Below are 12,459 nucleotides of genomic sequence, written 5' to 3'. Positions count from 1 at the left end.
CGCGGGCGCCCGCGACCTGCCGGGTACGGGCGGTGTCCCTGCCGGTCGTGAGGCGCTCGGTGCCGTGCTCGCCCGCCGTGCCGTACGCGCCGTACTCCGCCTCCACGTCGGGCATCAGCCTGCGGGTGGCCCGTACGGTACGGATGCCGAGGACCGCGGCCGGAATCAGCAGCAGCGCGAGCAGTACGGGAATGACCGAGGCCTGCCAGCTCAGCAGCACCGGCGGGCCCGCGATCGCGCCCTCGCCCATGCCGGGTGTGGCGTCCCCGTCGAGCCGGTCCGCGGCCCACTGGGCGACTCCCCCGGTCATCACTCCGCCCAGCGCGCAGGCGAGCATCGCGACGGCGGGCCCGCCGAGGCCGTGCATCGCGGTCCGGTGATGGGCCACGCGGCGGTGCAGGACATGGGCCGTGACGGCGAGCGCGACGACGAGGGCGACCTGTGCGAGGGCGATCACCCGGAAGGCGGTGTCGCCGGGCAGGGTACCGGCGGAGACCCAGCCGGGCCGGGACCAGGCGGCGTACACCACGGCCAGGACGAGCAGCGCGAGGGCGGTGACGGGCAGGACGCTGATCAGCGTCCGGTCGAGGGCGGTGTCGCGCCTGCGCTCGCTGCGGCCCCTGCTGCACACCACCCAGAGCACAACGGCCGCACAGATGACCAGCGTTGCCTGGAGCAGTCGGCCCAGCAGGGCCTGCGGACCGCTGCCGGACGCGGCGTCGTATTCGGTGACGGCCTCCGTGAGCACGGCGGCGACGGTGAGGAAACCGGCGGCGGTGTGCGCGGCGCGCAGCCGGGCGACGAGCCGGCGGCCGTACCAGAACCCGGGGCGGCCGAGCGCGGGCCGTGTCCTCGCCGGGCCCTGGCTCGCGGAGGGCCGCCGGCCGTCGGCAGGCTCGTCGGTGCCGTCGGTCCGCGCGGACCGCTCGTTGTGGGTGCCGAATCCGGCCGACTGCCCGTTGGTGGGCGGGCGCTGGGACTCGTACGCGCTCCAGGTCCGGTTGGACAGGTACCAGAGCAGCGCCACCAGTGCCGTGGGCACCAGCGCGGCGAGGGCGAGCCGCCGCCCGGGCTGCGCCCACCAGCCGTGTCCCTCCGGCGACAGGAACCCGAGCCAGGACCGCTCCGCGACACAGCTCGCGGAACCGGCGCACTGCCATGCCGTCAGATCCAGCGCGACCTCGCAGGCCGTGGCGGTCAGCAGCACGGTCAGGGTGAGCGCCACCAGCCGTACGAGGAGTCCGTACAGCCGCTGGGCCCGGCCGAGGCCCTTGGTGGCGGGCCGCATCCAGTGCGCCAGATTGACCACCATGAAGGGGAGCAGCAGGAGCCACAGGGCGCGCGAGCCATTGCCCGAGGTGAGGTTGGACCAGCAGTACGCCTCGGGGACGGGCCCGTCGGCGTACCGGCCGGGGTGCTGCTCCGCGTCGGCGTCGTCCGTGCGCCGGTAGACGGCGGCCGTCTTGTCGCCGGTGATCCTGACCGTACGCGGATCGTCGAGCATCTTCTGCGGGGTGGCGCCGCCGACGCCGTGGATGAGCAGTTCGAGGGCGGCTGCGCCGCTGCGCGGATCCTGGGTTTCTGAGGGCACTTCGCTGACTCGCTCTCGGAGTGACAGGAGTGACGGGGAGAAATAAGGAGGAACGGGAAGAAGCGGGAGAAGCGGGATCGACAGGATGTACGGAAGTGGCAGGCCGAGCCGGGCGCGGGGCGGGCGCTGGCCGGGGAACACCGGAATCCCGGCTCCCGGCCATGCGCCGCGGGGCCCACACGGAGCTTCCCCGGCGCCCGGCTCCCCAACCCCCGGCACCGGTGTCCGAACCGCGTGGGAGGATGAGGGACCCGCGCTGATCGGACATCCCCGGCCATCGGGGACGAGACGTACGGCCACGGCTGATGCCGTACGGGCCGGGACGGCCGCGCGGACGGCGACAGCGATGGCGGCGACGGCGATGACACGGAAGGACAGGGACCGGCGGTGACCGACAGTCAGAATCTCCTCGCGGAGCAGCGCCGTGCCCTGATCCTGGACGAGGTGCGCCGGCGCGGCGGGGTCCGGGTCAACGAGCTGACGCGCAGACTCAATGTCTCGGACATGACGGTCCGCCGGGATCTGGACGCGCTGGCCCGCCAGGGCGTCCTGGAGAAGGTGCACGGCGGCGCGGTGCCGTTGGTCGAGGCGAGTACGCACGAGCCGGGGTTCGAGGCGAAGTCGGGACTGGAGCTGGCCGCCAAGGAGGAGATCGCGCGGGCCGCGGCGGCGATGGTGGTGCCCGGGAGCGCCATCGCGCTCTCCGGCGGGACGACGACCTATGCGATGGCGCACCATCTGGTGGATGTGCCGGAGCTGACGGTCGTCACCAATTCGACACGGGTCGCCGATGTGTTCCATGCGGCGCAGCGGGCCGGAGTGGCGGGCGGCGGGCGTTCCGGCGCGGCGATGGTGGTGCTGACGGGCGGGGTGCGCACTCCGTCGGACTCCCTGGTGGGCCCGGTGGCCGATCAGGCGATCCGCTCGCTCCACTTCGATGTGCTCTTCCTCGGGGTGCACGGCATCTCCGCGGAGGCCGGGCTGTCCACACCGAACCTGGGCGAGGCGGAGACCAACCGGCGGTTCATCCAGTCGGCGCGCCGGGTGGTGGTCATCGCCGACCACACCAAGTGGGGCACGGTGGGTCTGAGTTCCTTCGCGACGCTGGATCAGGTGGACACACTGGTGACGGACGCGGGGCTGTCGTCCCGGGCGCGCGAGGAGATGGCCGAGCTGCTGCCGGATCTGGTGGTGGCGGGCGAGCTGGAGGAGCTGTCGCCCCCGGGAGACACCTGACGGCCGGAGACCGGGCGGCCGGTGACCGTGGGTCCGGGGTCCGGGGGCCAAGGTCCACGGGCCGTGCGCCGGAGACCGTGGGGCGGTGGGCCGTGGGCCGGAGACCGTGAGGCGGTGGGCCGTGGGCCCGGCGGCTGATCTCCGGGCACGGTGTGAGCCGTTTGCCACGCGCCGGGTCGAGGCGCTCGCCGGGTAGCGCACACTAGACTGTACGGTCCGTCAGACCCCTTCGACTCCGTTCAGGGATGTGCTGTCATGGCCCGCCAACTCCGTTCCGTGGAACTGGACTTCGCCGACACCGCGCCGGTGCGCCTGGTGTTCACGGGCACGATGACCGCCCCGCCGGACGCGGTGTACCGGGCGCTCGCCACGGAGACGGAGTCCTGGCCCGAGTGGTTCAGCGGGCTGACAGCGGCGACGGCGACCCCGGAGGGCCGTACGGTCCGGCTCACGGGCGGTTCGCACTTCCGGGAGACGGTGCTGGCCGCACAGCCGGATGTGCTCTACGCGTACCGTGCCGACGAGACCAACGCACCCGGCGTGCGTGCCCTGTTGGAGGCATGGCGGCTGGCACCGGCCGGTGACGGGACCAGAGTGCGGTGGACCGTCGCCACGGACGGGACCGTGCTTTACCGGGCCGTGCTGCGGGGCTCCCGCCCGGCCATGGGCCGCACGTTCCGGAGCTCGGTACGCGCGCTGGACCGCCGCCTCACCAAGACCTGACACCATCGGCCGACAGCGTCACGGCGGCGGCACGGACGCGTCAGGCGTTGTCCGGCCAGACGCCGTCCGTCAGGAACTGGTCGAGTGTCGCCGTGTACGGGCCGATGTCCAGGCCCTGTTGGGCGAGCCAGGCGTCCGAGTAGTACTTGTCGAGATAGCGGTCGCCCGGGTCGCACAGCAGCGTGACCACACTGCCCTGCCGCCCCTCCGCGACCATCTCGCCCACGATCTTCAGCGCGCTCCACAGCCCGGTGCCCGTGGAGCCGCCCGCCTTCCGCCCGATGGCCCGCTCCAGCGCCCGTACGGCCGCGACGCTCGCCGCGTCCGGCACCTTCATCATCCGGTCGATGGCACCCGGCACGAAGCTCGGTTCCATCCGTGGCCGGCCGATGCCCTCGATCCGGGAGCCGCGCTCGCTGCACGCCGCCGGGTCGTGCCGGGTCCAGCCGTCGAAGAAACAGGAGTTCTCCGGGTCGGGAACACAGACCCGGGTGTCGTACTGCATGTAGTGCACATAGCGTGCGATGGTCGCCGAGGTGCCGCCGGTCCCGGCCGTGGCGACGATCCAGGCGGGCTCGGGATAGCGCTCCAACCGGAGCTGCTGGTAGATCGATTCGGCGATGTTGTTGTTGCCGCGCCAGTCGGTGGCGCGCTCGGCGTAGGTGAACTGGTCCATGTAGTGGCCGCCGGTCCTGGCGGCCAGCCCGGCGGACTCCTCGTACAGTTTCCGCGAGTCGTCGACGAAGTGGCAGCGCCCGCCGTGGAATTCGATCAGCCGGCACTTCTCGGCGCTGGTGGTACGGGGCATGACCGCGATGAACGGCACTCCGATCAGTTTCGCGAAGTACGCCTCGGAGACCGCCGTCGAGCCGCTGGACGCCTCGATCACCGGTTTGCCCGGGCGGATCCAGCCGTTGCACAGGCCGTAGAGGAAGAGCGAGCGGGCGAGCCGGTGTTTCAGGCTGCCGGTCGGATGGGTCGACTCGTCCTTGAGGTAGAGGTCGATGCCCCACCGCTCGGGCAGCGGGAAGCGGAGCAGATGGGTGTCCGCGGAGCGGTTGGCGTCGGCCTGGACCTTGCGTACGGCCTCCTTGAGCCAGGCCCGGTAGCCGGGGTCGCTGCGGTCGGCGTCGATGGTCGCCCGCGCACTGTCCCGGCGCGTGCTGTCCCCGCGCGTACTGTCCCGCTGCGTGCTGTCTCGCTGCGTCATACGCCTGAAGGTACCGGCACCACCTGGGCAAACATCGCCTTTGGGGTCCCATAGCGCTGCCTTGGACACCCCTGCGTCACGCGGTCTGGTGTCCAGGCGCATACTTGGGCAGACTGCCTGTGAGGGGTATGGGCACGGAGGGGGCTGAACGCCATGGCTGAGCCGGAGTTCGACGCGCGCGGGGTACGGATCGAGCGGTGGCCACGCTCCCTCACCAAGGCCGGGCAGGTCCTCATCCAGGACGGCAGGCTGGCACTGCTGACCAGCTACGGCCGGGTGATCGACAGCGCGCCCCTGCGGGCCGTACGGGCGGCGAGGCCCTGGTTCGCGGGCCGTGGCAGCACGGTCGCCACCGTGAACGGGATCCGCTACCGGCTGACCATGGGGCAGCGCGGACAGAGACCGGACGCGACAGCGATGGCGGGGCGGTTCCTGGAGGCCGTCAGCCGGGCCGGCCGTACGAAGACCTGAGGCTGCGAAGACCTGACCTGCGGAGACCTGACCTGCCCCGGGAGCACATTTTCGGCCTCCCTGAAGACATACGTTCCGGCTTGTCCCGGGCCCGCTTCCCACATTCCGGGAACGTACTTTCCGGTGTGCCCGGACAAGTACCTACGGCGTGCCCCGGCGGGCCCCGCTCCGGCTCGGATCCAACGCTGCCCTTGCCCCGATTCGGGCCTGATCACTCCCCGAACCGCCCCTGATCCGCCCCTGATCCGCCGCGAGTTGCGAAGCCGGACCCCCTGCTTCACTCTGGTCTCACATCACTCAGGGTGAACCGGCGGTAACGCTGAGATCCAGCCTCCGTCGAGCGGTAACAGCAGCCTGTGGGCGAACCAGTTGCCGCGTCCCAAATCCTTCGTCGTCTTCCTCACCTCCATTCGGGGAGTCGCAGCCGTGATCAGCCAGCCCAGCAGGCACTGCACGGTGGAGCTCCAGGCCCTGCCGTCGCGGATCGGCCAGGTCCGCAGAATCATCTCCGCGCAATTGCGCTTCTGGCACCTCGATCCCTTGATCGACCAAGCGGCACTCGGCGTCACCGAGCTGCTGACCAACGTCCACCGGCACGCACAGCCCGACAAGCAGTGCACCGTCGATATCGAGCTGCTGCTCGAACGTCTCACGGTCTCGGTCAGTGACCACGACCCCCGGATACCGACGGTCAACCGTGCCAGTCCCTTCGATACCAGCGGCCGTGGTCTCGCACTGATCGCGGCCGTGAGCGAGAGCTGGGGCGTACGCCCCCGGGGCGAGACGGGCAAGAGCATCTGGTTCACGCTCCCCGCACCGCCCGCAGCCCTCGCTCTGTCCCAGCGTCCGGTGTACGGCGCGACGACCGACGGCCCCTTTCCGGGCACCGAGTTCGGCGCGCTGGACGGTGCGTACCGGCCGGCCACTGCCCGGTCGTTCGTGGTGGCCTGACCGGCCATGACCGGCCCGGCCACCATGTTTTCCTGCGTAACCAGCAGCCGCAGCGCTTGACCAGTAACCAACCGTTACCGGCAACCACCCGCCCCCGACCACCCGTTCCCGCTACCCCATCCGTCCCACCTACTCGACCCCCACCCGCATCTACTCCACGGCAATGGCGCGCAGTACGTCCAGGCGCGCGGCCCTGCGCGCGGGCCGCCAGCCCGCGATCGCACCGGCCACCACGCCGACGACCGCGACCACGGTCAGTTGTACCGGCGGTACGGCGAAGGCGAAGGGCGTGTCCCCGGTGCCCTCGGAGGCCTTGACCATGACCCAGCCGAGAAGCCCGCCCAGCGCCAGTCCCCCGGCCGTACCGAACGCCGCGACCAGTACCGATTCCCAGCGGACCATGGCCCGGAGCTGGGACCGGGTCTGGCCGACGGCCCGCAGCAGACCGAGTTCCCTGGTCCGCTCATGGATCGCGAGGGTGAGCGTATTGGCGATCCCGAGCAGCGCGATCAGCACGGCGAGGGCGAGCAGCGCGTAGACGAGGGTCAGCATCATGTCGATGGCCCCGGCGGCGGTACGCGCGTACTCGTCCCGGGTCTGCACCTCGGGGTTCCCGTACGCCCGCGCCGCCTTCTCGACCGCCGCGTCGCCGGTGGCGGCCGGAACGCCGTCCCGGAAAGTGACGGAGACCAGGGAGTCGGAGTCCCTCGCACGGTGCGGCGCCCAGGCGGCCCGGGTGATCACATAGTCGCCCGCCAGCTCCGACTGCCCGTAGAGGGCACGGACCGTGAACGTCCGCTTCTCACCGTCGGTGAAGGCGAGTTCGGTGGTACCGCCGAGCTTGAGGCCCCGCTTGCCGGCCTCGGTGTCCGAGATCGCGATCCCGTCCGTACCGAGACCCGTCAGAGAACCCCGTACGGAGCCCAGGTCGAAGCCCTTGGCGAGGGCGGCCGGGTCGGTGACGGTCAGCGCGCGGCCCTGTCCGTCGACCTCCGCCACGCCCTTGCCCAGGCCCACGGCCGTGTCCACCTCGGGCAGCTTCGCGAGGGCGGGCGCGAGCCGGGGGCTCAGCCCGCTGCCTCCGCCGCCGAAGGCCGGTGCGCTCACCGCGAGATCCCCGGCGAAGGAACGGTCCACCGTCCGGTCCATGGTGGCCTTCAGCGAGGCACCGAAGAGCGTGAACAGCGAGACGACCGCGACCCCGATCATCAGCGCGGTGGCGGTCGCCGCGGTGCGCTTGGGGCTGCGCAGCGCGTTACGCCTGGCCAGCCCGCCCGAGACACCGCGCAGCCGGTCCAGGGGCGCGCCCAGGATCCGTACGGCGTACGAGGAGGCGACCGGGCCGAGCACCACGAAGGAGACCAGGGCCAGCACCGCGCCCGCTCCCGCCAGCGGCAGCGAGGGCATGGCGAACACCCCGGTCAGGATCGCGGCCGCGCCCGCCGCGCCCAGGGCCGTACCGGCGAGCGCACGGTCCCTGGAGCCACCCGAATGGTCCACCGCGGTCTCGCGCAGCGCGGCCAGCGGGGCGGTGCGCCCTGCCCGTACCGCGGGCAGCAGAGCCGAGCCCAGACAGACGACCACACCGACGGCGAGCGGCAGCAGCAAGGAGAGTGCGCTGATCACCAGAGGGCCTTCGGGGAAGGGGAATCCGACAGCCGGGAACAGCGCCTGGAGGCCTGCCGCGATCCCGATGCCACCGAGCAGCCCGGCGGCGGAGGCGGCCAGCGCGACGACCGTCGCCTCGGCGAGGGTCGAGCCGACGACCTGGGCGCGGAAGGCGCCGAGCGCGCGCAGCAGGGCGTTCTCGCGGGTGCGCTGGGCGACGACGATGGCGAAGGTGTTGTGGATGGAGAAGGTGGCGACGAGCAGCACGATCCCGGAGAACACCAGCAGCAGCGTGGTGAACAGGCTCAGGAACTGACCGGAGATCATGTCCTGGTTCTCGTCGGCGGACTCCTGTCCCGTGATGGCCTCGACGCCGTCCGGCAGTACGGGGGCGAGCGCGGCCACCAGTTCCCGCTGGCTGGTGCCGGGGCCCGCGCGGACCTGGATGCTCGCGGCCTCGCCGGGCTTCGCGGTGAGGTACTTCTCGGCGTCGGCCAGGGTCATACCGGTGTAGGTGACCTGGGCCATGCCGTCCTCACCGGAGAAGGTCGCCAGGCCGACGACGGTCACCTCGACCGGATCGGGGGTGCGCAGCACGGTACGGTCGCCGATCCGCAGTCCGCCGGTCTCGGCCGCGCCGCGATTGACGACGACCTCGCCGCTGCTGGCCGGCAGCCGGCCTTCGGCCAGCCGGTACGGGTTGAGCCGCGGGTCCTCGATCCAGTTGCCGGCGAGGGTGGGCGGACCCTGACCCCCGATGGGCTTGCCGTCCTTGCCGACGAGCTGCCCGGCGCCCTCGATCTTCGGAGCGACGGCGGCGACTTCGGGGATCCGCTCGATCCGGCTGATCAGCGCGGTGTCGACGGGCTGCCGGGTGCCCTGCGTGTCGCCGGGGACAGTGACCACGCGGGAGCTGCGGACGACGGCGTCGGTGCCGCCCGCAGCCTCGCCGAACATGGTGTCGAAGCTGCCACGCAGGGTGTCCCCCATGACGAGGGTGCCGGTCAGAAAACCGACGCCGAGCAGAACGGCGGTGAAGGTACCGGCGAAGCGTCGCTTGTGGGCGCGAAGGGCGTTGCGGCTGATACGGAGTGAGGCGCGGAGGGCGGTCATGTGACTGCCTCCGTGTCGACGGGGGTTGTGTGGTCCGGGGCCATGTGGTCCGGGGCCACGTGGTCCGGGCCTGTGTGGGCCGGAGCTGTGTCGGCCGACCCCATGGGCGCGGAGTCCATGTGGGCCGGGCCCATGTGTCCAGAGCCTGTGTGGGCCGCCGCCATGTCGGCCGGACCCATGTGTCCAGGGGACATGTGCTGTGTGGACATGTGCGCCGGGTCCGTGTGGGCAGAGCCCATATCCGACGCGCCCGTGTCCGACGCGCCCCGCGCGTCGAACGCCTTCATCCGGTCCAGGACACGCTCGGCGGTCGGGCTCTGCATCCGGTCCACGAGCCGGCCGTCCGCGAGGAAGATCACCTCGTCGGCGTGGGCCGCGGCGACCGGGTCGTGGGTGACCATGACGACCGTACGGCCGGTCCTGCGTACCGTACGGCCCAGCAGCCGCAGCACCTCCTCCCCCGCGCGCGAGTCGAGGTTGCCGGTCGGCTCGTCGGCGAACACGACATCGGGTCCGCCGGCGAACGCCCGTGCCACGGCGACGCGTTGTTGCTGGCCGCCGGACAGCTCGCTGGGCCGGTGGTGCAGCCGGTCGCGCAGTCCGACGGTGTCGATCAGATCGTCCAGCCGCTCACGGTCGTGCGGCGCGCCCGCCAGGTCCATCGGCAGCGTGATGTTCTCCGCGACCGTCAGGGTCGGTACGAGGTTGAAGGCCTGGAAGACGAAGCCCACACGCTCGCGCCGCAGCAGGGTCAGCGCGCTGTCGTCGAGAGTGCTCAGATCCGTACCGCCGATGCAGGCCGAGCCCGAGGTGAGGGTGTCGAGTCCGGCCGCGCAGTGCATCAGCGTGGACTTCCCCGAGCCCGAGGGCCCCATGATCGCGGTGAACCGGCCGGCCGGGAAGTCGACGCTCACCCCGTCCAGGGCCCGCACTTCCGTGTCGCCCTTGCCGTAGATCTTCACGGCGTCCACGACCCGGGCCGCGGCGCGGGTGGTGACCGTGGTGGCGCTCATACGGTGCCGCCCTTGCCCGTACGGCCGAACTGCTCGTCCAGCACGGAGAGCCGGCGCCAGTACTCGTCCTCGTCGATCTCCCCCGCCGCGAACCTGCGGCCGAGCAGCGCGATGGGCGACCGGTCGTCGTGCGCGGTGCCGACTGGCTGCCATGGGCCGCGGAACCCGCCGCCAGGACCGAGGCCCCGGCCGCCCCGCCACACCGTACGGCGCAGCAGGGCGAGACCGCCGATGACAACGGTCGCCCAGAACAGGGGGAACAGCAGAATCCACGGGCCGGGCCCGCCGTCGAAGGCCAGAGTGTTCATGTCGGTACAGCTCCTCCAGGAAGCGTGTCGGTGCCGCACGTCCTGTCGTGCCGCACTTCCTTGTCGCTTCCGAGCCTCGCGCCGGAGAGCGCCCGAGTCGTCGTACGGCTAGCGGCCGTGCGCGTACGCCTCAGGGAGTAGCGGCGGGGCCTCCGGCTGCTCCCGGCCGCGCTGGCGCTCGATCCGCGCCGCTGGGAACTCGTACACCTCACGGTCCGGGAGCACGACACCCCGCGCGAGGTCGGCGACCGGTACCAGGTCCTGCACCTCTCGCAGCCGCATCGCGCGGAACTCGGCGGCTGATGTGCGAACTCGCGGATCGGGCACGGAACTTGGGGATCCGGCGGGCAACTTGGGGGCTGCGTACGGAGCTTGGGGGCTGCGCGCCGAGTGGCGGAGCGACGCCCGGCGTACCGTATGCGGTCGAGCCCCTACCGGGCGAGCGCGCCCAGCGGATCGTCGAGCACCGGCTGCCACGCCAACTCGGCCGCACCCACCAGACTGTTGTGGTCGAGCGTGCACGGCAGAATCGGTACGCCACCGCCTTGGCCCCACAGGCTGCGGTCGGCCACCACGGCGTGCAGCCGCTCGGGGTCCGCGTCGAGCAGTTCGCGGTGGAGGCCGCCGAGGATGATCCGGTCGGGGTTGAGGATATTGACCAGCCCGGCAAGTCCCAGGCCCAGCCGGTCGATCAGTTCCTCGGTGGCTCGCCGTACGGCAGGATCCGCGGCCTCCGTACGGAGCAGATCGCGGGCCTGCTGGAGCAGTGAGACCTCCGGGCCCGGGTCGCGGCCCGCGGCGGTGAGAAAGGCGAGCGGGTCGGCCTCGACATCGAGACAGCCCTTTCCGCCGCAGTGGCAGGGCCGCCCCTCCGGGTTGACCGTGAGATGGCCGACTTCGAGGGCGAGCCCCGAACTGCCCGTGTGCAGACGGCCGTCGAGGACGAGCGCGCCGCCGACACCGCGGTGTCCCGTGGCGACACAGAGCAGATGCTGTGCGCCGCGGCCGGCGCCGTGCCGGTGTTCGGCGAGCGCGGCGAGGTTGACGTCATTGCCGGTGAAGGCGGGGCCCTCGATACCGGCCGCGCGGACCCGCTCGGCGAAGATGTCCCGGACGGGGGCGCCGACGGGCCAGGCGATGTGCAACGGGTTGAGGGCGGTGCCCTCCGGCTCGGCGACGGCCGAGGGCACGGCGAGGCCCGCGCCCACACACCGCCGCTCGGTCGCGCGCAGCAGCGCGGCCCCGGCCTCCACCGCCTCCCCGAGCACCTGGGCCGGGTCGGCCGGGACCGTACCGCAGCCGGGGGCGGTGGCGACGAGTTGGCCGCCGAGCCCGACCAGCGCGACCCGGTAGCCGTCGGCGTGGACTTGGGCGGCGAGGGCGACGGGACCCTGGTCGTCGACGGACAGCCGGTGCGAGGGCCGCCCCTGCGAACCGGCGCCGGCACCCGGCCGCGAGTCGACCGTGATCAGCCCGAGGGCCTCCAGCTCCGCGGCCACCGCACCGGCCGTGGCCCGGGTGACGCCCAGTTCGGCGGTGAGTACGGCCCGGGTGGGCGCACGCCCGGTATGCACCAGTTCCAAGGCGGGCCCGAGCGCGCCGCGGCCTCTCTCCAGCCGTGTCCGGGTAGTGGTGCCCTTGCCGTTCATGGGGGCGAGTCTCCCATGTCGCGCGACAGACGCTCACGGAGCTTCCGCTGAGCCGACCTGAAGCGTACCCTCACTTTGTGCCGCATCTGAACAAAGTAGGGACCGACGCCGTTCCGGGGAGCGACGACTCGGACCGCGCGGCCCGGTCCGCCCTCTCCCGTCTCCGTGTCGTACTGACTGTCTTCTTCGCGCTCGACGGCTTCATGTTCGCCGGGTGGGTGGTCCGCATTCCCGCCATCAAGCAGCGGATCGGGGCCTCGGAGAGTGATCTGGGGCTGGCGCTGCTCGGGGTGTCGGCGGGGGCCGTGGTGACGATGGTGGTCACGGGGCGGCTGTGCCGGCGGTTCGGCAGCCATCCGGTGACCGTGGTGTCGGCGGTGCTGCTCTCGCTGAGCATCGCGCTGCCGCCGCAGGCGCACTCCGCGTTGGCCCTGGGGCTGGTGCTGCTGGTCTTCGGCACGGCGTACGGAGCCCTGAATGTCGCCATGAACAGCGCGGCCGTCGATCTGGTCGCGGCCCTGCGACGGCCGGTGATGTCCAGCTTCCACGCGGCGTTCAGCCTGGGCGGCATGGTGGGGGCGGGGGT

Annotated in this window: 10 protein-coding genes and 2 pseudogenes; 5 read left to right on the top strand and 7 right to left on the bottom strand. The window is 72.0% G+C overall.

Annotated features, from left to right (window positions below; all coding sequences use genetic code 11):
- Positions 1 to 1,591, bottom strand: a pseudogene (locus tag WH07_RS31800) (hypothetical protein); the annotation flags it as partial.
- A gap of 387 nt (positions 1,592 to 1,978) precedes the next feature.
- Here WH07_RS31800 and WH07_RS31795 point away from each other — a divergent pair.
- Together WH07_RS31795 and WH07_RS31790 are read left to right on the top strand one after the other, a co-directional pair.
- Entirely contained in the window at positions 1,979 to 2,827 is an 849-nt protein-coding gene (locus WH07_RS31795) for a DeoR/GlpR family DNA-binding transcription regulator (RefSeq protein ID WP_046507841.1), read from the top strand.
- A 255-nt stretch (positions 2,828 to 3,082) separates the two neighbouring features.
- A complete protein-coding gene (locus tag WH07_RS31790) occupies positions 3,083 to 3,550 on the top strand; it encodes an SRPBCC family protein (RefSeq protein WP_046507839.1) in 468 nt (155 codons plus the stop codon).
- Positions 3,551 to 3,590: 40 nt separating this feature from the next.
- On the opposite strand, the gene WH07_RS31785 is transcribed toward WH07_RS31790, so the two are convergent.
- Positions 3,591 to 4,760, bottom strand: coding sequence for a PLP-dependent cysteine synthase family protein (locus tag WH07_RS31785; RefSeq protein ID WP_232789133.1), 1,170 nt, complete (start codon positions 4,758 to 4,760; stop codon positions 3,591 to 3,593).
- Positions 4,761 to 4,913: 153 nt separating this feature from the next.
- Between WH07_RS31785 and WH07_RS31780 the strand changes: the two genes are divergently transcribed.
- A complete protein-coding gene (locus WH07_RS31780) occupies positions 4,914 to 5,231 on the top strand; it encodes a hypothetical protein (RefSeq protein ID WP_046507837.1) in 318 nt (105 codons plus the stop codon).
- 426 nt (positions 5,232 to 5,657) lie between these two features.
- Positions 5,658 to 6,182 (top strand): ATP-binding protein, encoded by a 525-nt coding sequence (locus WH07_RS31775; protein ID WP_198533932.1) that lies wholly within the window; start codon positions 5,658 to 5,660, stop codon positions 6,180 to 6,182.
- Between the two features lie 150 nt (positions 6,183 to 6,332).
- Here the strand turns inward: WH07_RS31775 and WH07_RS31770 are convergent, their stop codons facing one another.
- The 5 genes and pseudogenes from WH07_RS31770 to WH07_RS31755 all read right to left on the bottom strand — a co-directional run bounded on the left by WH07_RS31770 (position 6,333) and on the right by WH07_RS31755 (position 11,873).
- Positions 6,333 to 8,903, bottom strand: a complete 2,571-nt coding sequence (locus tag WH07_RS31770) for an FtsX-like permease family protein (protein WP_046507835.1) — start codon at positions 8,901 to 8,903, stop codon at positions 6,333 to 6,335.
- A 272-nt stretch (positions 8,904 to 9,175) separates the two neighbouring features.
- A pseudogene (locus WH07_RS31765) lies at positions 9,176 to 9,916 on the bottom strand (ABC transporter ATP-binding protein); the annotation flags it as partial.
- Entirely contained in the window at positions 9,913 to 10,224 is a 312-nt protein-coding gene (locus WH07_RS31760) for an SHOCT domain-containing protein (protein WP_046507833.1), read from the bottom strand. The gene WH07_RS31760 and the pseudogene WH07_RS31765, both read right to left, overlap by 4 nt.
- A 108-nt stretch (positions 10,225 to 10,332) precedes the next feature.
- Positions 10,333 to 10,551, bottom strand: a complete 219-nt coding sequence (locus tag WH07_RS42340; RefSeq protein WP_232789132.1) for a hypothetical protein — start codon at positions 10,549 to 10,551, stop codon at positions 10,333 to 10,335.
- Positions 10,552 to 10,655: 104 nt separating this feature from the next.
- Positions 10,656 to 11,873 carry an ROK family protein gene (locus WH07_RS31755; RefSeq protein ID WP_046507831.1) on the bottom strand — a complete coding sequence of 406 codons (1,218 nt, stop codon included), beginning with the start codon at positions 11,871 to 11,873 and terminating at the stop codon, positions 10,656 to 10,658.
- A gap of 77 nt (positions 11,874 to 11,950) precedes the next feature.
- Between WH07_RS31755 and WH07_RS31750 the strand changes: the two genes are divergently transcribed.
- Positions 11,951 to 12,459 (top strand): MFS transporter (locus WH07_RS31750; protein WP_046507829.1); only part of this gene is annotated, 509 nt, incomplete at its 3' end.

Origin of the sequence: Streptomyces odonnellii (assembly GCF_000981895.1) — a bacterium.
Taxonomy (GTDB): domain Bacteria; phylum Actinomycetota; class Actinomycetes; order Streptomycetales; family Streptomycetaceae; genus Streptomyces; species Streptomyces odonnellii.
Note: the sequence above shows the minus strand (reverse complement) of the source record. Positions and strands in the feature narration are given on the sequence as shown.

Coding starts and splice junctions, on each gene's coding strand:
- WH07_RS31790 (WP_046507839.1), top strand. CDS start 3,083: ATGGCCCGCCAACTCCGTTCCGTGGAACTGGACTTCGCCGACACCGCG.
- WH07_RS31785 (WP_232789133.1), bottom strand. CDS start 4,760: ATGACGCAGCGAGACAGCACGCAGCGGGACAGTACGCGCGGGGACAGC.
- WH07_RS31780 (WP_046507837.1), top strand. CDS start 4,914: ATGGCTGAGCCGGAGTTCGACGCGCGCGGGGTACGGATCGAGCGGTGG.
- WH07_RS31770 (WP_046507835.1), bottom strand. CDS start 8,903: ATGACCGCCCTCCGCGCCTCACTCCGTATCAGCCGCAACGCCCTTCGC.
- WH07_RS31755 (WP_046507831.1), bottom strand. CDS start 11,873: ATGAACGGCAAGGGCACCACTACCCGGACACGGCTGGAGAGAGGCCGC.
- WH07_RS31760 (WP_046507833.1), bottom strand. CDS start 10,224: ATGAACACTCTGGCCTTCGACGGCGGGCCCGGCCCGTGGATTCTGCTG.